This is a genomic window from Streptomyces sp. NPDC053079 (genome assembly GCF_044546695.1).
Taxonomy (GTDB): domain Bacteria; phylum Actinomycetota; class Actinomycetes; order Streptomycetales; family Streptomycetaceae; genus Streptomyces.
Genome location: NZ_JBITZJ010000005.1, coordinates 223,261 through 243,852 on the forward strand (window position 1 = coordinate 223,261; position 20,592 = coordinate 243,852).

20 protein-coding genes are annotated in these 20,592 nt (G+C 72.9%); 10 read left to right on the plus strand and 10 right to left on the minus strand.

The window, feature by feature from the left end; translation table 11 throughout:
• The first annotated feature begins 41 nt into the window (after positions 1 to 41).
• From iolB to ACIGXW_RS20040, 4 genes are read left to right on the plus strand one after another with little or no spacing between them, the layout of a single operon-like run.
• Entirely contained in the window at positions 42 to 929 is an 888-nt protein-coding gene (gene iolB / locus ACIGXW_RS20025) for a 5-deoxy-glucuronate isomerase (protein WP_399574229.1), read from the plus strand.
• Positions 926 to 2,803, plus strand: coding sequence for a 3D-(3,5/4)-trihydroxycyclohexane-1,2-dione acylhydrolase (decyclizing) (gene iolD / locus ACIGXW_RS20030; protein WP_071963558.1), 1,878 nt, complete (start codon positions 926 to 928; stop codon positions 2,801 to 2,803). Before iolB ends, iolD begins: the two co-directional genes overlap by 4 nt.
• Before the next feature lie 21 nt (positions 2,804 to 2,824).
• Positions 2,825 to 4,318, plus strand: coding sequence for a CoA-acylating methylmalonate-semialdehyde dehydrogenase (gene mmsA / locus ACIGXW_RS20035; protein WP_360909719.1), 1,494 nt, complete (start codon positions 2,825 to 2,827; stop codon positions 4,316 to 4,318).
• Positions 4,319 to 4,363: 45 nt separating this feature from the next.
• Entirely contained in the window at positions 4,364 to 6,445 is a 2,082-nt protein-coding gene (locus ACIGXW_RS20040; RefSeq protein ID WP_071965652.1) for an FUSC family protein, read from the plus strand.
• Between the two features lie 104 nt (positions 6,446 to 6,549).
• Here ACIGXW_RS20040 and ACIGXW_RS20045 read toward each other — a convergent pair whose 3' ends face one another.
• Positions 6,550 to 7,149: a TetR/AcrR family transcriptional regulator gene (locus ACIGXW_RS20045; protein WP_399574230.1), complete on the minus strand. Its 600-nt coding sequence runs from the start codon at positions 7,147 to 7,149 to the stop codon at positions 6,550 to 6,552.
• An 88-nt stretch (positions 7,150 to 7,237) separates the two neighbouring features.
• On the opposite strand from ACIGXW_RS20045, the gene ACIGXW_RS20050 reads away from it, so the two are divergent.
• The 5 genes from ACIGXW_RS20050 (at position 7,238) to ACIGXW_RS20070 (ending at position 12,561) form a co-directional block, all read left to right on the plus strand.
• Positions 7,238 to 7,771 carry a PH domain-containing protein gene (locus ACIGXW_RS20050; RefSeq protein WP_399574232.1) on the plus strand — a complete coding sequence of 178 codons (534 nt, stop codon included), beginning with the start codon at positions 7,238 to 7,240 and terminating at the stop codon, positions 7,769 to 7,771.
• Complete coding sequence (locus ACIGXW_RS20055) at positions 7,768 to 9,264, plus strand: PH domain-containing protein (RefSeq protein WP_399574234.1); 1,497 nt, start codon at positions 7,768 to 7,770, stop codon at positions 9,262 to 9,264. The genes ACIGXW_RS20050 and ACIGXW_RS20055 overlap by 4 nt, the downstream gene beginning before the upstream one ends.
• A gap of 110 nt (positions 9,265 to 9,374) precedes the next feature.
• On the plus strand, positions 9,375 to 11,030 hold the full coding sequence (locus tag ACIGXW_RS20060) for a sigma-70 family RNA polymerase sigma factor (RefSeq protein WP_399574236.1): 1,656 nt from the start codon (positions 9,375 to 9,377) through the stop codon (positions 11,028 to 11,030).
• Positions 11,031 to 11,089: 59 nt separating this feature from the next.
• The gene (locus tag ACIGXW_RS20065; RefSeq protein ID WP_399574644.1) at positions 11,090 to 11,752 is read left to right on the plus strand and encodes an ABC transporter ATP-binding protein; all 663 of its coding nucleotides are present in this window, start codon (positions 11,090 to 11,092) and stop codon (positions 11,750 to 11,752) included.
• Positions 11,749 to 12,561: an ABC transporter permease gene (locus ACIGXW_RS20070; protein ID WP_399574238.1), complete on the plus strand. Its 813-nt coding sequence runs from the start codon at positions 11,749 to 11,751 to the stop codon at positions 12,559 to 12,561. Before ACIGXW_RS20065 ends, ACIGXW_RS20070 begins: the two co-directional genes overlap by 4 nt.
• Here the strand turns inward: ACIGXW_RS20070 and ACIGXW_RS20075 are convergent.
• Genes ACIGXW_RS20075 through ACIGXW_RS20085 form a run of 3 tightly spaced genes read right to left on the minus strand, consistent with a single transcriptional unit; the run spans position 12,539 to position 15,940 of the window.
• Positions 12,539 to 13,291 carry a succinate dehydrogenase/fumarate reductase iron-sulfur subunit gene (locus ACIGXW_RS20075; protein WP_399574240.1) on the minus strand — a complete coding sequence of 251 codons (753 nt, stop codon included), beginning with the start codon at positions 13,289 to 13,291 and terminating at the stop codon, positions 12,539 to 12,541. The genes ACIGXW_RS20070 and ACIGXW_RS20075 overlap by 23 nt on opposite strands.
• Positions 13,288 to 15,234: a fumarate reductase/succinate dehydrogenase flavoprotein subunit gene (locus ACIGXW_RS20080; protein WP_399574242.1), complete on the minus strand. Its 1,947-nt coding sequence runs from the start codon at positions 15,232 to 15,234 to the stop codon at positions 13,288 to 13,290. Before ACIGXW_RS20080 ends, ACIGXW_RS20075 begins: the two co-directional genes overlap by 4 nt.
• Before the next feature lies 1 nt (position 15,235).
• The gene (locus ACIGXW_RS20085; protein WP_399574244.1) at positions 15,236 to 15,940 is read right to left on the minus strand and encodes a succinate dehydrogenase cytochrome b subunit; all 705 of its coding nucleotides are present in this window, start codon (positions 15,938 to 15,940) and stop codon (positions 15,236 to 15,238) included.
• An 87-nt stretch (positions 15,941 to 16,027) separates the two neighbouring features.
• Between ACIGXW_RS20085 and ACIGXW_RS20090 the strand changes: the two genes are divergently transcribed.
• The gene (locus tag ACIGXW_RS20090; RefSeq protein WP_399574246.1) at positions 16,028 to 16,939 is read left to right on the plus strand and encodes a LysR family transcriptional regulator; all 912 of its coding nucleotides are present in this window, start codon (positions 16,028 to 16,030) and stop codon (positions 16,937 to 16,939) included.
• Positions 16,940 to 16,975: 36 nt separating this feature from the next.
• Here the strand turns inward: ACIGXW_RS20090 and ACIGXW_RS20095 are convergent, their stop codons facing one another.
• From ACIGXW_RS20095 to ACIGXW_RS20120, 6 genes are all read right to left on the minus strand, one after another.
• The gene (locus ACIGXW_RS20095) at positions 16,976 to 17,278 is read right to left on the minus strand and encodes a transcriptional regulator (protein WP_071964394.1); all 303 of its coding nucleotides are present in this window, start codon (positions 17,276 to 17,278) and stop codon (positions 16,976 to 16,978) included.
• A complete protein-coding gene (locus tag ACIGXW_RS20100; protein WP_399574248.1) occupies positions 17,275 to 17,700 on the minus strand; it encodes a hypothetical protein in 426 nt (141 codons plus the stop codon). The genes ACIGXW_RS20095 and ACIGXW_RS20100 overlap by 4 nt, the downstream gene beginning before the upstream one ends.
• A 125-nt stretch (positions 17,701 to 17,825) precedes the next feature.
• Positions 17,826 to 18,191, minus strand: a complete 366-nt coding sequence (crcB, locus tag ACIGXW_RS20105) for a fluoride efflux transporter CrcB (protein WP_399574249.1) — start codon at positions 18,189 to 18,191, stop codon at positions 17,826 to 17,828.
• A complete protein-coding gene (locus ACIGXW_RS20110; protein WP_399574251.1) occupies positions 18,188 to 18,547 on the minus strand; it encodes a DUF190 domain-containing protein in 360 nt (119 codons plus the stop codon). The genes crcB and ACIGXW_RS20110 overlap by 4 nt, the downstream gene beginning before the upstream one ends.
• The gene (locus ACIGXW_RS20115) at positions 18,544 to 19,014 is read right to left on the minus strand and encodes a fluoride efflux transporter FluC (protein ID WP_399574646.1); all 471 of its coding nucleotides are present in this window, start codon (positions 19,012 to 19,014) and stop codon (positions 18,544 to 18,546) included. The genes ACIGXW_RS20110 and ACIGXW_RS20115 overlap by 4 nt, the downstream gene beginning before the upstream one ends.
• Before the next feature lie 56 nt (positions 19,015 to 19,070).
• Positions 19,071 to 20,321, minus strand: a complete 1,251-nt coding sequence (locus ACIGXW_RS20120) for a styrene monooxygenase/indole monooxygenase family protein (RefSeq protein WP_399574252.1) — start codon at positions 20,319 to 20,321, stop codon at positions 19,071 to 19,073.
• Positions 20,322 to 20,592: the final 271 nt, after the last annotated feature.

Sequence of the window (20,592 nt, forward strand, 5' to 3'; positions counted from 1 at the left end):
GGGAGATTGAGGACCACCGGGCACCGGAAGACGAGGAAGCTATGACACGAAGTGACCGGCACCTACCGGCCGGCACCGCCGCCGGCGGCGCGTACGACCTGGACGTCGCACCCGAGCGCGCCGGCTGGGCCTACTCCTCCCTGCGCGTGCTGACCCTCGCGCCCGGCGGCAGCCACACCTTCTCCACCGGCGACAGCGAATGGATCGTGCTGCCGCTGAACGGCGGCTGCACCGTCGTCACCGACGAGGTGACCCTCGAACTGGAGGGCCGCGAGAGCGTCTTCACCGCCGTCACCGACTTCGCCTACCTGCCGCGCGATGCCCACGCCACCGTGACCTCCGCAGGCGGCGGCCGCTTCGCGCTCACCGGGGCCCGCTGCGAGCAGGCCCTGCCCGCGCGCTACGTTCCCGCCTCCGCCGTCCCCGTCGAACTGCGCGGCACCGGCACCTGCTCGCGGCAGGTCAACAACTTCGCCGCCGCCGACGTCTTCGCCTGCGACAGGCTCATCGCGGTGGAGGTCCTCACACCGGGCGGCAACTGGTCCTCCTACCCTCCGCACAAGCACGACGAGCCCTGCCCCGGCGAGGAGTCGGAGCTGGAGGAGATCTACTACTTCGAGGTCGCCGACGCGCCCGGCGGCCGGCCCGGCCTCGGCTACCAGCGGGTCTCGCCGTCCCGCGAGAAGGGCACCGACGTCCTGGCCGAGGTCCGCAGCGGCGACGCCGTGCTGATCCCCGACGGCTGGCACGGCCCGTCCATCGCCGCGCCCGGCCACACCCTGTACTACCTCAACGTCATGGCCGGGCCCGGCGAGCGGGAGTGGCTCATCCGCGACCACCCCGACCACGCCTGGATCCGCACCACATGGCCGGACACGCCGGTCGACCCGCGGCTGCCCCTGTACCCCGAGGGAGAACGAGGACGATGACCCGCCGTCTCACCGTCGCCCAGGCCCTGGTGGAGTTCCTGGCCCACCAGTACACCGAACGCGACGGCCGCCGCCGGCGCCTGATCGCCGCCTGCTGGGGCATCTTCGGCCACGGCAACGTCGCCGGCGTCGGCCAGGCGCTGCTGGAGACCGGGGACGCGCTCCCCTACCTCCAGGGCCGCAACGAGCAGGCCATGGTGCACGCCGCCGTCGGCTACGCCCGCCACTGCGACCGGCTCTCCGCCCACGCCGTCACCACCTCCATCGGCCCCGGCGCCACCAACCTCGTCACCGGCGCCGCCCTCGCCACGATCAACCGCCTGCCGGTGCTCCTGCTCCCCGGCGACACCTTCGCGACCCGGCCCGCCGACCCCGTGCTGCAACAGCTCGAACACCCCGCGGCCGGCGACGTCTCCGTCAACGACTGCCTGCGCCCGGTCTCCCGCTACTTCGACCGGATCGTCCGCCCCGAGGCGCTGATCCCCGCCGCCCTGCAGGCCATGCGGGTGCTGGCCGACCCCGTGGAGACCGGCGCCGTCACCCTCGCCCTGCCCCAGGACGTCCAGGTGGAGGCGTACGACTGGCCGGAGGAGTTCTTCGCCGACCGCGTCTGGCAGGTGCGCCGCCCCGCGCCCGACCCCGCCGAACTGGCCGCCGCCGTCGAGGCGGTACGGGCCGCCCGGCGCCCGCTGATCATCGCGGGCGGCGGCGTCCACCACAGCGAGGCGGAGGAGGAGCTGCGCGCGCTCGCCGACGCCACCGGCATCCCGGTCGCCTCCACCCAGGCCGGCAAGGGCTCGCTGCGCCACGACCACCCGGCGGACGTCGGCGGCATCGGCCACACCGGCACGGCCGTCGCCGACGCGCTCGCCGGCGCCGCCGACCTGGTCATCGGCGTCGGCACCCGCTACAGCGACTTCACCACCGCCTCCGCGACCCTCTTCGCCGCCCCCGGCGTCCGCTTCGTCAACCTCAACATCGCCGCCCACGACGCCCACAAGATGGCCGGGCTGCCCCTGGTCGCCGACGCCCGCACCGGCCTTCGGGCGCTGGCCGACGGGCTGCGGGGCCACCGGGTCGCGCCGGAGTACGTGAGCGCGTACACCGCCGGGAAGACGCAGTGGGACGCCGCGGTCGAGTACGCGTACTCCTGGCGGGAGGACGGCGACGGGCGGCGCCCCACCCAGACCCAGGTGATCGGCGCGCTCGAGACCGTCGTCGGCGACGAGGACGTGGTGATCAACGCGGCCGGTTCGCTCCCCGGCGACCTGCACAAGCTCTGGCGGGCCCGCTCCCGCCGCCAGTACCACCTCGAATACGGCTACTCCTGCATGGGCTACGAGATCCCGGCCGCGATCGGCGTGCGACTGGCGGACCCGGACCGGCCGGTGTGGGCGCTGGTCGGCGACGGCACCTACCTGATGATGCCGACCGAGCTGGTCACCGCCGTGCAGGAGGGGATCGCCATCAAGGTGATCCTGGTGCAGAACCACGGCTACGCCTCCATCGGCGGCCTCTCGGAAGCCGTCGGCGGCGAACGCTTCGGCACCGCCTACCGCTTCCGGGCGCCCGACGGCACCTACACCGGCGACCCGCTGCCCGTGGACCTGGCCGCCAACGCCGCCTCCCTGGGCATGACCGTGCTGCGGGCCCGTACCGTCCTCGAGCTGCGCGCGGCGCTGGCCGAGGCGCGCGCCTCCGACCGGCCCACATGTGTCTATGTGGAGACCGAAACAGCCGACACACTGTCCGGCGCGCCCCCTGCCCAGGCGTGGTGGGATGTGCCTGTCGCCGAGACCGCGACCCGCCCGGCGGCCGTGACGGCCCGGGAGGAGTACGACCGCAACGCCGCCGCCCGTCGACGTTATCTTTGACCGTAGGAGAGGCCGCAGCCCATGAAGACCGTCAACCACTGGATCGACGGCAAGTCCGTCGAGGGCACCTCGGGCGAGTACGGACCGGTGACCGACCCGGCGACCGGTGCCGTCACCACGCGCGTGGCCTTCGCCTCCGTCGAGGAGGTCGACGCGGCCGTCGCGGCCGCCAAGGCCGCCTACGAGACGTGGGGCGGCTCCTCGCTGGCGGCGCGCACGGCGGTGCTGTTCCGCTACCGCGCGCTGCTCGACGCCCACCGCGACGAGCTCGCCGCACTGATCACCGCCGAGCACGGCAAGGTCCACTCCGACGCGCTCGGCGAGGTCGCCCGCGGTCTGGAGATCGTCGAGCTGGCGTGCGGGATCACCACGCAGCTCAAGGGCGAGCTGTCCACACAGGTCTCCAGCCGCGTCGACGTCGCCTCGATCCGCCAGCCGCTGGGCGTCGTCGCGGGCATCACGCCCTTCAACTTCCCGGCCATGGTGCCGATGTGGATGTTCCCGCTCGCCATCGCCTGCGGCAACACCTTCGTCCTCAAGCCGAGCGAGAAGGACCCCTCGGCCGCGCTCCGCCTGGCCGAGCTCGCCGCCGAGGCGGGCCTGCCCGACGGCGTCCTCAACGTCGTCAACGGCGACCGGACGGCCGTCGACCGCCTGCTCGAACACCCCGACATCGCCGCCGTCTCCTTCGTCGGCTCCACGCCCATCGCCCGCCACATCCACACCACCGCCTCCGCCCACGGCAAGCGCGTCCAGGCGCTGGGCGGCGCCAAGAACCACATGCTGGTCCTGCCCGACGCCGACCTCGACGCCGCCGCGGACGCCGCCGTCTCGGCCGCCTACGGCTCGGCCGGCGAGCGCTGCATGGCGATCTCCGCGGTCGTCGCGGTCGGCGGCACCGGCGACGAGCTGGTGGCGAAGATCCGCGAGCGCGCCGAGAAGATCAAGATCGGTCCGGGCGACGACCCCACGTCCGAGATGGGCCCCCTGATCACCAAGGCCCACCGCGACAAGGTCGCCTCCTACGTCCACGGCGCGGCCGCCCAGGGCGCGGAGGTCGTCCTGGACGGCACCGGCTTCACGGTGGAGGGCTATGAGGAGGGGCACTGGATCGGGCTGTCCCTGCTGGACAAGGTGCCGACCGACGCGGACGCCTACCGCGACGAGATCTTCGGCCCGGTGCTGTGCGTGCTGCGCGCGGAGACCTACGAGGAGGGCGTGGCCCTCATCAACGCCTCGCCGTGGGGCAACGGCACCGCCGTCTTCACCCGCGACGGCGGCGCCGCCCGCCGCTTCCAACTGGAGGTCGAGGCGGGCATGGTGGGCGTCAACGTGCCCATCCCGGTGCCGGTCGGCTACCACTCCTTCGGCGGCTGGAAGCACTCCCTCTTCGGCGACCACCACATCTACGGCAACGACGGCGTGCACTTCTACACGCGCGGCAAGGTCGTCACCACCCGGTGGCCCGACCCGGAGGACGGCGGCGTGGACCTGGGGTTCCCCAGCCACCGTTAGTCCTGATTGCCCCGTTATGCGGTGATCGGACCGTAAGCTGCGGGCATGACCTGGTCGAGCGCGCTGAAGGACACCGCACGCGCCGGGCTGACGATCGAGCGCACCAAGCTGGAGCCGCTCGTGGCGCTGCGCGGCGCGTGCGGCGTCGCGATCGTCATCGGCCTCATCCTGTGGCTCGGCACGCCCAAGCTCGCGGTGTCCTCGGCCTTCGGCGCCTTCGCCTCGGGCCTGGCCACCTTCCAGCGCAGCTGGCGGCCGCGGCCGGTGCTGGCGCTGGCCGTGGCGGTCGGGCTCGGCATCAGCACGTTCCTGGGCTACATCGCCATCGGCGACCATGTGGTCTTCGCCGTCCTGCTGGCCGTCTGGACGCTGCTGGCCGGCATGGCGTGGGCCATCGGCCCGGTCTCCGGCATGGTGGCCTCCCAGATGGTGGCCGTGATGCTGTTCACCGTCACCCTGCCCACCTCCGTGCTCGGCGCGCTGCACCACGCCGCCCTGATCGTCTATGGCGGACTGGTGCAGGCGGCGCTCATCGTCGTCTTCCCGATCCGCCCCTGGGGCCGTCAGCGCGACGCCCTCGCGGACGCGCTGGCCGCCGAGGCCGACTACGCGCGCCGCCTGCGCCACGACCCGGAGGCCCGCTTCGACCCCCAGCCGCTGATGGACGCCCGCAGCGCCGCCGCCCTGACCCCCCGCCAGGCCCGGCGCAGACCCAGCCAGCTGGGCGGACCCAGGGGTCTGGCCGAGCGGCTGCGGCCCGTGCTGGCCTCGCTCGCCGACCCCGTCCTGGGCCCCCCTCCCGAGGGACCCGAGCGCGACCGTGCCCGGGAGCTGCTGGCGGCCGCCGCCGTCGTCCTGGACGCGGTGGCGCACGCAGTCCGCTGGGGCAAGCCGGTACGGCTGCCGCCGGAGGTGATGGCCACCCTCGACGTCCCCGACGAGTCCGGCCTCGTTCTGACCGGCGCGGCCCGCCGCTCCGCGCTGCGGCTGATGGTGCTGCTCGCGGACGTCGTCGAATCCGCCGACGAGCGCGTCGAGTCGACCCGCCCCGCCGACGCCGGGACCCGCCGCCACCTGCTGCGCCCCTCCGTGCCCCGCCTCGTGCCCGTCGGTCTGCGGGCCCTGCGCCGCGAGGCGCGCTGGTCCTCGGCCATCGGGCGGCACGCGGTCCGGGTCACGGCGGTGGTCTCGGCCGGCTACGCCCTGGGGTCCGCACTGCCCCTCGGGCACGGCTACTGGGCGCCGATGACCTCGGTCATGGTCATGCGGCCCGACTTCGCGCAGACCTACTCGCGCGGCGTGGCGCGCTTCGCCGGCACCGTGGTGGGCGTCTGGCTCGCCGGGGCGCTGATGGTGCTCGTGCACCCGGGCATGTACGTGTGCGCCGCCCTGGCGGTGCTGTGCATCGGGCTGATGTACCTGCTGATGCGTACGGGCTACAGCGTGGCCTCCGCCTGCATCGCCGCCTACGTCGTCTTCCTGCTCGGCATCGCGGGCGAGGGCTGGTCGCAGACCGTACAGGCCCGGCTGGCGCTGACCCTGCTGGGCGGGCTGCTGGCGCTGGCCGCCTACGCCCTCTTCCCCGCCTGGGAGACGCTGCGGCTGCGCGACCGGCTCGCCGACTGGCTGGAGTCCAACGGCCGTTACGCCCTGGCGGTGCTCGCCCTGTACGCCCAGCCGACGGTCCGCAAGCCGCGCCGGGTGCGCGAGGCCCTGCTGGACTCGCGGGCGGCGCGCCTGGAGTGGGAGGAGGCCGCCGCCCGCGCCCAGAAGGAGCCGGTGCGGCACCGGGGCATCTCCCGCAAGGCCGAGCGCGGCGCGGAGTCGGCGCTGGCCACGATGGGCCGCGCGACGATGCTGATGGAAGCTCACATCCCGGACCGCGAGGCCGAGCCCTCCCCGGGCGCCGAGCACTTCGCGGCCGCCCTGCGCGCCGCCCTCCCGGACGCGGTGACCGCCGTCCGCGAACGCCGCCCCCTGGACTGGACGGCCCCACGCCGCGCCCACGACGCCTGGCGCACGGCGGCGGGCGAGGAGGGGGTGGCGGTGCGGGCGTCGGAACTGCTGATGGAGGCGGTGGAGGAGCTGGAGGCGGCGCTGCGACCGGGGAAGCGCCGAGGGGGCTGAATTTCAGCCCGTTATGGCAACCAACGAGCGCGTTCCGCGTTTGGGGACCGGGGTCCGGGGCGGAGCGCCGGTTACGGGAAGGGGCGGGTAGGGGAAAACCCTCGTTACGGCGCGAACAGCCGGTCGAGGTGCGCGTCAGCGAGCCGCATCGCCTCCGCAGGGGTTTGAACGTCGAGCAGCGTGTAACTAGTCAACCCGTCGATCAGACAGAGCAGCAGCATCGCCTCCGTCTCCGGATCCCGGTCGGCCGCCACCTCCCCCCGCCCGACGGCCTGCCGAATCTGCTCGGCGAGCATCGCCCGCAGCAGCGGTACGCCCTCCTTGGCGTGGCGACGCAGCCGCTCGTCGTGCACGGCCTGCATGAAGTACGCGATCTGGACCAGGACGCCGCTGCGGCTGTTGTCGTCCAGCGGCAGCATCTCGGCGACGATCGCGCGCAGGACCGCGCGCGGGGAAGGCGTGCCGCCCACCGCCCGCACGCGCTCGCGGATACGGCCGGCGGCGAGTTCGTTGATGTGGTCGAGGGCGAAGACGAGCATGTCGCCCCGGCTGCGGAAGTAGTGCTGCAGCTGCCCGAGCGACATGCCCGCCTCGGCCGCCACGTCCCGCATGCTCGCGCCGTCGAGCCCGCGCGTGGACGCGATCCGCCACAGGGCGCCGGCGATGCTGCGGCGGCGTTCGTCATGGTCGACGAGCTTGGGCACGGGTGCTGCCCCTTCCGTTTTACAGGTCAGTTGTATTGCCATAGCCTGGCTCTTCACGATACAACTGACTTGGAAAGAAACGGGGGACATGGTGGCCGGACTTCCGCACCCTCCGCAGGTAGGACTCCGGCCGCCGTGCCACCGGGTCGATCCCCGGGCCCGGCGCTGGTGGGCCGCGCAGGCGTGGCTCACGGTGAGCGGACCCCTGCTGCTGACGGCCGTGACGCTGCTCGTGCTGTCGGTCCTGTTCTTCCCCGGGGCGCTGCCCTGGCTGGGCCCGCTGGTGACTGTCGTCCTGATCCTGCCCGCGCTCGGGTACGCCCTGGCCATGCCGAGGGTGCGCTACCGCGTGCACGCCTGGGAGGTGGGGCACTCGGCGGTCTACGCGGCGAGCGGCTGGTTCTGGCAGAAGCGCCGGATAGCCCCGCTGTCCCGGGTGCAGACCGTCGACACCCGGCGCGGCCCGCTGCAGCAGCGGTACGGACTCGCCACGGTGACCGTCACCACGGCCTCCACGGCCGGGGACGTGACGATCGCCGGGGTGTCCGACGAGGTCGCCCGGCAGCTGGCGGAGCACATCGGCAACGCGGCCGCCCGCACCCTTCCGGGGGGCGCCGCGTGAACGGGCAGTGGCGCCGGCTCGACCCCCGTACGCTCCTGGCGCACTGCGCCTGGCTGGGCGCGCCGCTCGGCTCGCTCGCGCTCACCGCGCTCGCCACGGGCGGGCGCCTGGACGCACGCGCCTGGATCACGCTCGCCGTCATCGCGCTCGTCTTCGCCGGCATCACCGCGACCGGCTTCCTCACCTGGCGCCGTACCCGCTACCGCGTCACCGCCGATTCCCTCGAACTGCGCACGGGCCTGTTCACGCGACGCGTACGGGCCGTCCCCCTGCACCGCGTCCGCAGCGTCGACCTGACCGCCAACCCCGTGCAGCGGCTGCTCGGGCTCACCGTGCTCCGCGCGGGCACGGGCGGAGGCGGCGGCCGGGGCGGGCGCGAGGGCGAGCTGTCGCTGGAGGCGCTGTCGCGGTCCGAGGGCGAGCGGCTGCGGGCGGAACTGCTCGCGCGGGCGGCCGGGGCGGGCCGGGGTGCCGGGGACCCGGTGCTGGCGGTGGCCGACGCGCGATGGCTGCGGTACGCGCCGCTCACGTTCTGGGTCTTCGGCGGCGTCCTCACCGTGGCCGGCTCCGCCTGGCGCGCGCTGGACGCCATGGGGGTCGAGCCGTGGCGCATCGGCTTCCTCCGGGACTTCTTCCGCGAGTTCGGCAACAGCGCGCTGTGGGTCACCGTTCCGCTCGCCCTGCTGGTCGTCACGGCGCTGGGAGTCGTGGGCGCCGTGCTGCTGTACACCGAGAACTGGTGGCGCTATCGCCTGGAATGGACCGATGCGACCACCCTCGGCGTCCGCCGCGGCCTGTTCACCACCCGTGCCGTCTCCCTGGAACGCGTGCGACTGTGCGGAGTGGCCCTGCGCGAGCCGCTGCTGCTACGCGCGGGCGGCGGCGCGAGCGTCCGCGCGGTCGCGGGGGGTCTGGGCAACCGGGAGGAGAACCGCAGGCGCAGCGTCGTCCTGCCGCCCGCGCCCCGGGCGGTGGCCGAGCGGGTGTGCGCGGGGGTGCTGGGGGTCGCGGCCGGCCCCGGGCCCGCGCTGCGCCCGCATCCGCGGGCCGCCCTGCGGCGGCGGGTGATGCGGGCGCTGGGCTTCGGGGTGCTGCCGGTGACCGTGGCGCTCGCGGCGCTCGGGTGGCTGCTGACGCCGGCGCTGCTGTACTGCGCGGCCGTCTGGACGCTGGTCGCGGTGCCGGTCGCGCTGGCGCTGGCGCGCGACGCCTACCGGTCGCTGGGCCATGGAGTGCGCGGCCGGCACCTCGTCGTACGGTCGGGCACCTTCGGCCGGGAGACGGTGACCCTCGACCGGGACGCGGTGCTGGCGTGGACCTTCACGCAGACTCCCTTCTCGCGGCGGTCAGGTGTGGCCACTGTCACGGCTGCCGTCGCCGCGGGGGAGGACGGATACCGCATTCGGGATATGTCGGCGCAGGAGGCTGTCGGATTCGCGGAGTTTGCGGCTCCGGGAATCGTCAGCGAGTTCGTCGTCCGGACGGGTGCCTGAGTCTCTTCGCGTACATTCGCACCTACTTTTTTGTTATCTGCGGACCGACGCCCGGTCTCCTAGGTGTCGGATCGAACGCCAACGTGGCGGGTGCGGAAAGAGGTGCGGGCGTGAAGAGTGTGAACGTGGCCGTGGTGGAAGCGGCGCAGGCCGGAAACACCGCGGCGCAGGACGAGCTCGTCGCCTCCCACCTGCCGTTGGTCTACAACATCGTGGGTCGCGCCCTCAACGGGCACGCCGACGTCGACGACGTCGTCCAGGAGACCATGCTCCGCGTGATCAACGGCCTGGACGGGCTGCGCGACCCCGCCGGCTTCCGCTCCTGGCTCGTGGCGATCACCATGAACCAGATACGCAGCCACTGCCGGGCGGACCGTCTCGAGGCCCCCGTCAGTGGACTGCAGGACGTGGTCGGCGAAGTGCCCGACCCCAAGGCCGACTTCGTCGACCTGACCATCGTGCGGCTCGGCCTGGAAGGCCAGCGCAAGGACGCCGCCGAGGCCACGCGCTGGCTCGACGAGGGGGAGCAGGAGGTCCTGTCCCTGTGGTGGCTGGAGGCCGCCGGCGAACTCCAGCGCGCCGAGGTCGCCGCCGCCCTCGAGCTCACCCCGCAGCACGCGGCCGTCCGCATCCAGCGGACCAAGACCCAGCTGGACACCGCCCGCGGCGTCGTCCAGGCGCTCGCCGCCCACCCGCGCTGCCCCCAGCTCGCGGACGTCGTCGCCTCCTGGGACGGCGCCCCCTCAGCGCTGTGGCGCAAGCGCATAGCCCGGCACGTGCGCGGCTGCGGCCGCTGCTCCGGCACCCTGGCGGCCCTGTACCCGGCGGAGGGGCTGCTGGTCGGCCTCGGGCTGGTGCCGGTCGGCGCCGCGCTGCTCGCCCGGTGGGGCGGCGGGGCCACCCTCCACGGCGAGGCCGTGGCACACACCTCCTCCGCGCACGCGGGCATACCCGGGCCCCGGGGCCGCCGTGCCGGCGCCCGCCGCGGGGGCGGGAGCCACGGCCACCGCGCGGGCGGCCGTTCCCGTACGGCCCGGCGGGTCGTTATCGGCGCGGGCATCCTGGCGATCGTCGGCGGCGGCGTGCTGGGCGGCGGTTACCTCTTCCAGGATTCCCAGGACACGACCGTCAAGGCCGGGTCCGCCGAGGCCCCCGGCGACCTGAAGCAGCAGAGCGCCAAGGAGCCCTCCCCGCTGCGCACCGGCCCCTCGCAGTCCGCCTCGCCCAGCGCGTCGGCCTCGGCGAGCCCCTCGCCCAGCGCCTCCTCCCCCTCGGCGAAGCCCTCCAAGTCCGCCGAAGCGCGCACCGCCAGCCCCACTCCCGAGCGCACCGCCTCCCGCGCCCCGAAGGCCACGTCCAAGGCCCCCGCCGGCAACCCGGGCGGCGGCTCCCTCGGCCAGCAGGTCGTCTCCCTGGTCAACAGCGAGCGCGCCAAGGTGGGCTGCTCGCCCGTGTCCTCCAACAGCCTCCTGGACGCGGCGGCGCAGGGCCACTCCGACGACATGGCGGCCCGCTCGTTCTTCGACCACACCAACCCCGACGGCAAGGGCCCGGGCGAGCGCGTCACCGCCGCCGGCTACAAGTGGAGCACCTACGGCGAGAACATCGCCTACGGGCAGCAGACCGCGGCCGCCGTCATGGACTCGTGGATGAACAGCGACGGCCACCGCAAGAACATCCTCAACTGCTCCTTCAAGGAGATCGGCATCGGCATCAACAAGGCCCCCGGCGGCCCCCGCTGGACCCAGGTCTTCGGAGCGCGCTGACACCGCTCGCAACGCGCCGCCGCGCCGTTCGTTGAACCGGCGTGTCCGATACATCCGAGGTGTTCGCAGCGCCGCACGCCCTGCGCGTCGGCGCGTTGCACAAGTCCTACGGCTCCCGCCGGGTGCTGCGCGGCGTCCGTCTCGAGCTCGGCCCGGGCACCCTGGCCGGGATCGTGGGGGAGAACGGCGCGGGCAAGACCACGCTCCTGCGCATCCTGTGCGGGCAGATCGCGGCCGACTCCGGTGACGTCGCGCACCGGGGCTCGCTCGGCTACTGCCCCCAGGAGACGGTCCTCAACGACTTCCTCACCGTCGAGCAGCACGTGCGCCACTTCCAGGTCGCCTACGGCCTGGAAGACACCCGCCGGGCCGCGGAACTGATCGAGGAGCTGCACTTCGGCGAGTACCGCCGCACCCGCGTCGCCGCGCTGAGCGGCGGCACCCGGCAGAAGCTCAACCTGACCCTCGCCCTGATGCACGACCCGCACGTCCTGCTGCTCGACGAGCCGTACCAGGGCTTCGACTGGGAGACCTACCTGCGGTTCTGGGACGTCGCCGCCCGCCTGCGCGACCGGGGACGGTGCGTCCTCGTCGTCTCCCACCTGGCCTGGGACACCGGGCGGCTGGATCAGCTGTACCGCCTGCACGACGGCGTCGCGGAGCCGTGGCGGCCACGGCCGGCCGACGCCGGGGCCGCCCTGCTCCCGGGGCGGAACGCATGAGCCGGCTGCGGACCGCGAGGCGCCGCTTCGCCACGGCCGCGGGGTTCGCCCTGCTGGAACACCTGCGCAATCGCTTCGCCCTCGTACTGGTCGTCTTCTACATCCCCTTCTGGCTGACGATGGTGCACTGGTTCGTCGCCCCGGCGCCCAGCACCTTCCTGCTGCGGGCCGCCGGCCGGCGGCTCACCGTCGACGGCAACCACCTGACGATGGTCTCCGGCGCGATCAACGCGGTGACGCTGATCGTCGGCTTCATGATGTTCATGACGACGTTCAAGTCGCTCGCCTTCGACCGCCGCCTCGTCCTGGCCGGCTACCCCCGCATCTGCCTGCTCGTCGCCAAGGTCAACGCGATGGTGCTCGCGGCGGCCCTGATCTCCGGCTACGCCACGGCCGTGATCTGCTGGTACTGGGACCCCGTCCGGCCCTGGCTGCTGGCCACCGGACTGTTCACGGCCGGGGTCGGCTACGGCGGGATCGGCATCCTGCTCGGGGCGTTCCTGCGCAACGAGCTGGAGGGGCTGTTCGTGATCATCATGGCCAGCCTGCTGGACACCATGCTGCAGAACCCCATCAGCAATCCCGGCGCCACCAAGGACGGGGTGCAGATCCTCCCCGAGTACGGTCCGACGCAGGTGAGCGTGGCCGCCGGGTTCACCGGGGACACGCCGTACGGCCACCTGCTGCTGGGGCCCGTGTGGTTCGCGGCGATGTGGCTGCTGGGGACCGCCGCGTTCCACCTGCGCACCCGCGACCACCGCCCGTCCCGGCTCCGCCCGGCCGCCGTCAGCGCCGCCGGCCGCCCTTGAGGGTGGCCCGCAGGAATTCGCGGTTCATCGTGGCGATGGACTGCAGCGGTATGCCCTTGGGGCACGCCGTGGCGCACTCGCCGGTGTTGGTGCAGCCGCCGAAACCCTCCTCGTCCATGGCCGTGACCATGCCCAGCACCCGGGACTCCCGCTCCGGGGCGCCCTGCGGCAGGACGTTCAGATGCACCACCTTCGCCGAGGTGAAGAGCATCGCCGAACCGTTCGGACAGGCGGCCACGCACGCCCCGCAGCCGATGCACTCGGCGTGCTCGAAGGCCAGGTCGGCGACGGGCTTGGGCACAGGCGTCGCATGCGCCTCGGGTGCGGAGCCGGTGGGCACGGAGACATAGCCTCCGGAACCGATGACCCGGTCGAAGGCCGAGCGGTCCACGACCAGGTCCTTGACCACGGGAAACGCCGCCGCCCGCCAGGGCTCGACGTCGATCGTGTCGCCGTCGCGGAAGTGGCGCATATGGAGCTGGCAGGTGGTGGTGCGCTCCGGGCCGTGCGCCCGGCCGTTGATCACCATGCCGCAGGCGCCGCAGATGCCCTCGCGGCAGTCGTGGTCGAAGGCGACGGGCTCGTCGCCGGAGAGGATCAGCTCCTCGTTGAGGTGGTCGAGCATCTCCAGGAAGGACATGTCCTCGCTGATGCCCGTGACCTCGTACGTGGTCATGGCCCCGGCGTCCTCGGGGGTGCGCTGGCGCCAGATGCGCAGGGTGAGGTTCACGCGTAGCTCCGCTGGGTGGGGTGGACGTACTCGAAACGCAGGTCTTCCTTGTGGAGCACGGGCGCGCTGCCCGTGCCCGTGAACTCCCAGGCCGCCGCGTACGCGAACTCCTCGTCCTTGCGCGCCGCCTCGCCCTCGGGCGTGCGGCTCTCCTCCCGGAAGTGGCCGCCGCAGGACTCCGTGCGGTGCAGGGCGTCCAGGCACATCAGCTCCGCGAGCTCGAGGTAGTCGACGATGCGGTTCGCCTTCTCCAGCGACTGGTTGAGCTCCCCGCCCGTGCCCGGCACCTTGATGCGGCGCCAGAACTCCTCCCGCAGGGCGGGGATCCGGTCCAGCGCCTTGCGCAGCCCGGTGTCGGTACGGGCCATCCCGCACTCGTCCCACAGCAGCTCGCCCAGCTCCCGGTGGAAGGAGTCCGGCGTGCGGTCCCCGTCGGCGGCCAGCAGCCGGGCGAGGCGGCCGGTGACCTCGGCGACGGCGGCGGTGACGGCCGGATGGGAGGGGTCCACGGCCTCGTGGGGGTGGCGGGCGAGGTAGTCGTTGATGGTGGAGGGCAGCACGAAATAGCCGTCGGCCAGCCCCTGCATCAGCGCGGACGCGCCCAGGCGGTTGGCCCCGTGGTCGGAGAAGTTGGCCTCGCCGATCGCGAACAGGCCGGGCACGGTGGTCTGCAGGTCGTAGTCCACCCACAGGCCGCCCATCGTGTAGTGGATGGCCGGGTAGATGCGCATGGGCACCCGGTACGGATCCTCGGCGGTGATCCGCTCGTACATCTCGAAGAGGTTGCCGTACTTCGCCTCGACGGCCGCGCGGCCCATGCGCGCGATGGCGTCGGCGAAGTCGAGGTAGACGCCCTGCCCGCCGGGGCCGACGCCGCGCCCCTCGTCACAGACGTTCTTCGCGGCGCGCGAGGCGATGTCGCGCGGCACGAGGTTGCCGAAGGAGGGGTAGAGGCGCTCCAGGTAGTAGTCGCGCTCCTCCTCGGGGATTGCGGCCGGCGGCCGGGTGTCGCCCTTGGCCTTCGGCACCCAGATGCGGCCGTCGTTGCGCAGCGACTCGCTCATCAGCGTCAGCTTGGACTGGTGGTCGCCCGAGCGCGGGATGCACGTGGGGTGGATCTGGGTGAAGCAGGGGTTGGCGAAGTGGGCGCCGCGCCGGTGGGCGCGCCAGACAGCCGTGGCGTTGGAGTTCTTGGCGTTGGTGGAGAGGTAGAAGACATTGCCGTAGCCGCCGGAGGCCAGCACGACGGCGTCGGCCATGTAGGTGTCGATCCGGCCGGTGACCAGGTCGCGGGCGACGATGCCGCGTGCCCGGCCGTCGATGACGATCAGGTCGAGCATCTCGGAGCGGGCGTGCATCTCGACGGTGCCCGCGTCGATCTGCCGGCTGAGCGCCTGATACGCGCCGAGCAGGAGCTGCTGCCCGGTCTGGCCGCGTGCGTAGAACGTACGGGAGACCTGGACGCCGCCGAAGGAGCGGGTGTCCAGCAGACCGCCGTACTCCCGGGCGAACGGCACGCCCTGGGCCACGCACTGGTCGATGATCTCGACGGAGATCTGGGCGAGCCGGTGGACGTTGGACTCACGGGCGCGGAAGTCGCCGCCCTTGACGGTGTCGTAGAACAGCCGGTGCACGGAGTCGCCGTCGTTGCGGTAGTTCTTGGCGGCGTTGATGCCGCCCTGGGCCGCGATGGAGTGGGCGCGGCGCGGTGAGTCCTGGTAGCAGAACTGCACGACGTGGTAGCCCTGTTCGGCCAGCGTGGCCCCGGCCGCGCCGCCCGCCAGTCCGGTGCCGACGACGATGACCGTGTGCTTGCGGCGGTTGGCGGGGTTGACCAGCTTCGCCTCGAAGCGCCGGCGGTCCCAGCGCTCGGCGACGGGGCCGTCGGGGGCCTTGGTGTCGGTGAGGGGAACACCGACGCGGTAGTGGAGGTATTCGCTCATCTCAGCTCACGACTCCTGTCAGGACGCCCACGGGCACGGCGATGAATCCGCAGGTCAGCAAGAGCGCCAGACCGCCTGCGAGGACCTTGAGCACCCGCTCGCGGCGCGGCGAGCCCACCCCCAGCGTCTGGGCGGCGCTCCAGAAGCCGTGACGGATGTGCAGGCCGAGCGCGAGCATCGCCACGATGTAGAAGGCGCTGACGTACCAGCGGTCGAAGGACGCGACGAGGTTCTCGTACGGCCGGCCCTGCTGGGCGTTGGGGTTCACGGTGAGGGTGGTGAGGTCCAGGATGTGCCAGACGATGAACAGCCCCACGATCACCCCGCCCCAGCGCATGGTGCGCGTCGCATAGCTCGCCCGGGGCCGCTTGTGCGCGTACTTGGCCGGGCGCGCGGCGATGTCGCGGCGGCTGAGCTGGTACGCCGCCACCCCGTGCAGGACGACGGAGGCGCTCAGCACCACCCGTGCCGTCCACAGGAACCACTCGCGGTGCAGGAACGGCTCGCCGACGGTGCGGATCCAGTGCCCGTAATGGTTGAACTCCCCGGCCCCGAAGAACACCTTCAGATTGCCCATCATGTGGGCGACCAGGTACGCCAGCATGACCAGACCGGTGACGGCCATGACCGCCTTCTTGCCGACGGTCGAGCGCCACACGAAGCCGATGAGGGACGGAGACCGGTCCGTCCGGGTCGCGAGTGCCATGACAACCGACGGTAGGCGGGCTCTTTCCATGCGTCCAAGACATGGTGGCGCTGGTTTCCATAGGATCCCCCTATCTATCCTGCGGTGGTGCAACTCCAGCAGCTCCGCTACTTCGCCACCGTCGCCGAGGTCCGGCACTTCACCCGCGCCGCCGAGGCGCTGCACGTCGCCCAGCCCTCGCTCTCCCAGCAGATCCGCGCCCTGGAGCGGGAATTGGGCGCCGAGCTCTTCCACCGCGCCCGGGGCAACATCACCCTCACCGACGCGGGCGAGGCGCTGCTGCCGCTCGCCCGACGCGTGCTCGCGGACACCGAGACGGCCCGCCGCGAGGTGCAGGAAGTCGCCCAGCTGCGCCGTGGCCGGGTCCGGCTGGGCGCACCGCCGAGCCTGTGCGCGAGCCTGGTTCCGGATGTCCTGCGCACCTATCACGCCCGGTTTCCCGGCATCGAGCTGCACGTGGACGAAGGCGGCTCGCAGGACCTCGTGCGCCGTCTCGCCGACGGCGGGCTCGACCTCGCACTGATCATCACCCCGCTCGGTGTGGGCGCCCCGGCCCTGGCGACGACCGAGCTCCTCCACGAGGACCTGGTCGTGGTGTCGTCCCCCGCCGCCCCGGCCCCCGTCCGGGGCCGCAGCATCCGGGTGGAGCAGCTGCGGGAACTGCCGATGGTGATGTTCCGGCGCGGCTACGACCTACGCGAGATCACCACCGCCGCGTGCCGTGCGGCGGGCTTCGAACCCTCCTTCACCGTCGAGGGCGGCGAAATGGACGCCGTCCTGGGTTTCGTCCGTGCCGGTCTCGGTCTCGCGGTCGTCCCCGGCATGGTCGCGGCCCGCTCCGGCCTGCGGGTCACCCCCTTCGAGGGCGAGCGCATGCGCCGGACCGTGGCGGTCGCCCACCGCAAGGACGCACCGCCCCCACGCGCGGCCCGCGAGCTGCGCCGCGTACTGCTGGAGCACCTGGGCGCGGCGGCGGACGAGCAGCCCGGCGGGTCTTGACGGGGCGCGGCCCGGTGCGGGGCTGCCCCGCTCAGGTCAGCTCAGTTCGGCGTTGACGATGGCGCGGAGCGCGGCGAGGTGGGAGCGGTAGGCCGCCCGGCCCTCCTTGGTCAGGCGCAGCCACACCCGCTGCCGCGTGTCGCGCACGGCCCGGCGCTGCTCGACGTAGCCGGCGTCCGACAGGACCGTGACGTGCTTGCTCAGTACGGAAGGACTCACGCCCAGCGTGTCGCGTATCGTCGCGAACTCGATCTCCTCGACGGCGTCGAGCGCGGCGCAGATCCGGAGCCGGTTCGGCGCGTGGATCGTCTCGTTGAAGCCGTCTTCGGGAGCGGTCACTTGGCGGGTATGCCCTTCTTGCGGGAGTTGTTTCCAAGTATCAGGATGCCTCCTCCGGTGAGCAGTGCCGCGGGCACCCATACCCAGGGCATGTCGGCCTGGCGGTCCACGACGAGGGCGGCGACGTACATCGCGAGGCCGATGACCGCGCCGCCGGCCGCCTGACGACCCGCCTCCGGAGTGACCCGGTGCAGGACGCCCATCGTGCGCGCCTGCACGAACACGAAGGTCATCATGCCCACGAACAGGACGCCCACGGCCGTGATGTCGAGCGGGTCGGGCAGCAGATTGGTGAGGAATATCGCGGCCACGAACGCGGAGAGCGTCGGGTGGTACCAGCGCCCGGGTGCGATCGCCCCGACCGCCGCCTGGGCCGCCTCGGCCAGCGCCAGGGACTGGGCGGCGCTTTCCCGCGTGGGCATGGACGGCCTGGACGACCGTGAGAGCTCATCAGTTGCCATGACGGAAAGTGAACCACGCTGTTTCCGTCATGGCAACTCGAGATTTTCCGTTGTGGAAAACGTGGCGATGGGCCCGATGGCGGACATCACCCGCTCCACATCACCTGTCCCGCCCCCACCCCCACGAACGCCGCACCCAGCCCGCACACCACACTGCCCACCACGTTCAGCGCCGCGTAGCCCCGCGCACCGTCTTCGGCGAGGCGCAGCGTCTCGTACGAGAAGGTCGAATACGTCGTCAGCGCACCGCACAGCCCTGTCCCCACCAGCAGCCGCCACCGCTCGTCCGGCATCGCGCCGGTCAGCGCGCCGAGGACGAAGCAGCCCACCACGTTCACCACGAACGTGCCCCAGGGGAACACCGAGTCGTGCCGGGACTGCACAAAGCGGTCCGTGAGATAGCGCAGTGGGGCGCCGGCCATGGCGCCGGCGATGACGAGGAGCCAGTTCACGCGGGCGTCTCCCGGCCACGGCCCTTGTAGTGCAGCACCTCGACCTCGTCGAGAGTGACGAGCCCCTCGCCGACCAGCTCCCCCAACACGGGCAGGAAGGCCCGCACGCGCTCCTCGGTGTCGACGATGACGACGGCCACCGGCAGGTCCTCGCTCAGGGACAGCAGCCGTGAGGTGTGGATGAGCGACGAGGCACCGAAGCCCTCGATGCCGCGGAAGACGCTGGCCCCCGCCAGGCCCGCCGCGTGGGCACGGTGGACGATCTCGGAGTAGAGCGGGCGGCGGCCGGAGCCGGCGTACGTGTCGGACTCGCCGATGAGGACCGTGACGCGCAGGGCCTTGCCGTGCAGTCTCATCGCGCTCTTCGCAGGGCGATCAGCCGCCGGGTCGCCGCGGCCGTCGCCCACACCGCCGCCAGGGCGGCGAGCAGCGTCACCGCTAGGTAGGCCAGACCGGCGCCCACGCGCCCGTCCTCGGCCAGTTGCCGGATGTCCACCGCGTACGTGGAGAACGTCGTGAAGCCGCCCAGCACCCCGGTGCCCAGGAAGGGCCGCGTCAGCCGGTGCGGCGTGCCCAGCTCGGCGATGGTCACCAGCAGCACCCCGATCAGCGCGCAGCCCACCACGTTGACCAGCAACGTCGTCCAGGGGAAGGCACCGGGCGCCGTCGGCCACAACAAGGCCGCGCCGTAACGGGCCGCGGCTCCGGCCCCACCACCGAGGGACACCGCGCAGACGACGGGCCACTGCGAGTGCGGAGCGCGGCGCCGCAGAGGCGTCCGCGCGGCGCGGTCCGCCGTCGCTCCCGGCCGTGCCGCGCCCATCGTGCCCATCGCGTCAGGCTAGCCCACGCCCATCCCGGCGCCCGTTCCCACGCCGCTCACCCCGCTACCCGCCCCGACACCGCCGCCAGACAGGCCTCCGCCCGGTCGGCGTCCATCAGCCACTCCTGATAGTCCGCGGGATCGGCGAAGCCGTTGACGTAGCGGCGGGCGAGTTCCGGGTGCTGGGCGGCCGCGGCCAGGACGTGCTGGACGTGGTCCGGCAGCGGAGCGTCCAGGACCATGTTGGTGAAGGCGGTGGCGTGCCGGGCGTGCTCCCACCAGCCGGCGAACGTCTCGTGCATCCACGCCCGGTCGAAGGGCCGCTCGTCCCGCGCCAGGATCGAAGCCAGATAGCGGTCCGCGCAGCGCGCCGCGTTGTTGGAGCCCTGCCCGGTCACCGGGTCGTTGAGTACGACCGCGTCGGCCATGCCCAGCACGTACGAGCCCGGGGCGACCTCCGCGACCGGGTGCCGCACCACCGGGACCAGGCTTCCGGTCAGCAGGGCGCCGGCGTCGGTCGGCACGGCGTCCGCGCACAGGTCGTACTCCCAGGGCGCGTACGAGCGCAGCAGCTGCCGCGACCGTTCCAGCGCCGCACCCGGGTCCCGGACGTCGCCCCAGCAGTCGAAGGGGCCGCCCGGACGGCCTTCCCACAGCAGGATGTCGCACGGCCCGGAGGCCGTCAGCGCGGGCAGGACGAAGAACTCCCCGACCCCCGGGAACGCGTACATGCGCAGATAACCTGGCGGCGGCGTCGGATCCGGCCGGGTGCCGTGCACGTACACGCAGGCCAGCGCGCGCTGCGGGGCCTGGAACGGGCTGTGCCGCTCGTCGCGCCCGAAGATCTCCCCCAGTGGTCCGTGCCCCGAGGCGACGACCGTCAGGTCATGGCCCGCCGCCACGCCCGACAGTTCCTCCGCGGTGACCTTCCGGTACTCCACCCGGCCGCCGCGCTCTTCGAAGAGCTCCAGCCACCGGGAGGTCTTCACCCGCTGGTCGACGGAGCGGGCCGGCTCGTCCAGGGCGCCGGAGATGGCCCGCTCCGGGGCAAGCACCCCCGGAGGATCGGTGGGGCTGATGCGCACTCCGTCGATCCGTGGCGTCTGCTCGTCCCACAGGTTCAGGCCCAGCTCGCGCTCCAGGGCGAGTGCCGGACCGTACATCAGCTGCGTGGACATGACCCGCCCGCCGCGGACCTCCTCGGGCGTGCGGGCGGAGACCACGGTCACCTCGTACCCCGCCGCCCGCAGCCCCAGGGCCAGCTGCAGCCCCGCCTGTCCGGCGCCGACGATCGCGATTCTGCGCATGGTTGCCTCCGAAAGCCGGTTCCCGTGGCCCGCCCCCGTTGTAACCGCCCACCACGCGCGCTGTACAGACGGCACGCACATGCCGGGCCGGTCGTCACCCCGGGGCCGTCCGGCGCTCCGGCGGGGTCGGTCCCGGACCACCTGGCGTTCCATCCGTCACCCCCGAATCATTCAGACGCCCCGTTTGGCAGGAAACCAGCGCTTCCAGCGCGTACGGCTGGGCAGTCTCCTGGCCGGTCACCCTCCGCCGTCGAGAGCGGAGCCGCCGCCC

Coding starts and splice junctions, on each gene's coding strand:
- ACIGXW_RS20070 (WP_399574238.1), top strand. CDS start 11,749: ATGAGCCGGCTGCGGACCGCGAGGCGCCGCTTCGCCACGGCCGCGGGG.
- ACIGXW_RS20100 (WP_399574248.1), bottom strand. CDS start 17,700: ATGCCCACGCGGGAAAGCGCCGCCCAGTCCCTGGCGCTGGCCGAGGCG.
- ACIGXW_RS20120 (WP_399574252.1), bottom strand. CDS start 20,321: ATGCGCAGAATCGCGATCGTCGGCGCCGGACAGGCGGGGCTGCAGCTG.
- iolB (WP_399574229.1), top strand. CDS start 42: ATGACACGAAGTGACCGGCACCTACCGGCCGGCACCGCCGCCGGCGGC.
- ACIGXW_RS20115 (WP_399574646.1), bottom strand. CDS start 19,014: ATGGGCGCGGCACGGCCGGGAGCGACGGCGGACCGCGCCGCGCGGACG.
- ACIGXW_RS20085 (WP_399574244.1), bottom strand. CDS start 15,940: ATGGCACTCGCGACCCGGACGGACCGGTCTCCGTCCCTCATCGGCTTC.
- mmsA (WP_360909719.1), top strand. CDS start 2,825: ATGAAGACCGTCAACCACTGGATCGACGGCAAGTCCGTCGAGGGCACC.
- ACIGXW_RS20040 (WP_071965652.1), top strand. CDS start 4,364: ATGACCTGGTCGAGCGCGCTGAAGGACACCGCACGCGCCGGGCTGACG.
- ACIGXW_RS20080 (WP_399574242.1), bottom strand. CDS start 15,234: ATGAGCGAATACCTCCACTACCGCGTCGGTGTTCCCCTCACCGACACC.
- ACIGXW_RS20110 (WP_399574251.1), bottom strand. CDS start 18,547: ATGAGACTGCACGGCAAGGCCCTGCGCGTCACGGTCCTCATCGGCGAG.
- ACIGXW_RS20050 (WP_399574232.1), top strand. CDS start 7,238: ATGGTGGCCGGACTTCCGCACCCTCCGCAGGTAGGACTCCGGCCGCCG.
- iolD (WP_071963558.1), top strand. CDS start 926: ATGACCCGCCGTCTCACCGTCGCCCAGGCCCTGGTGGAGTTCCTGGCC.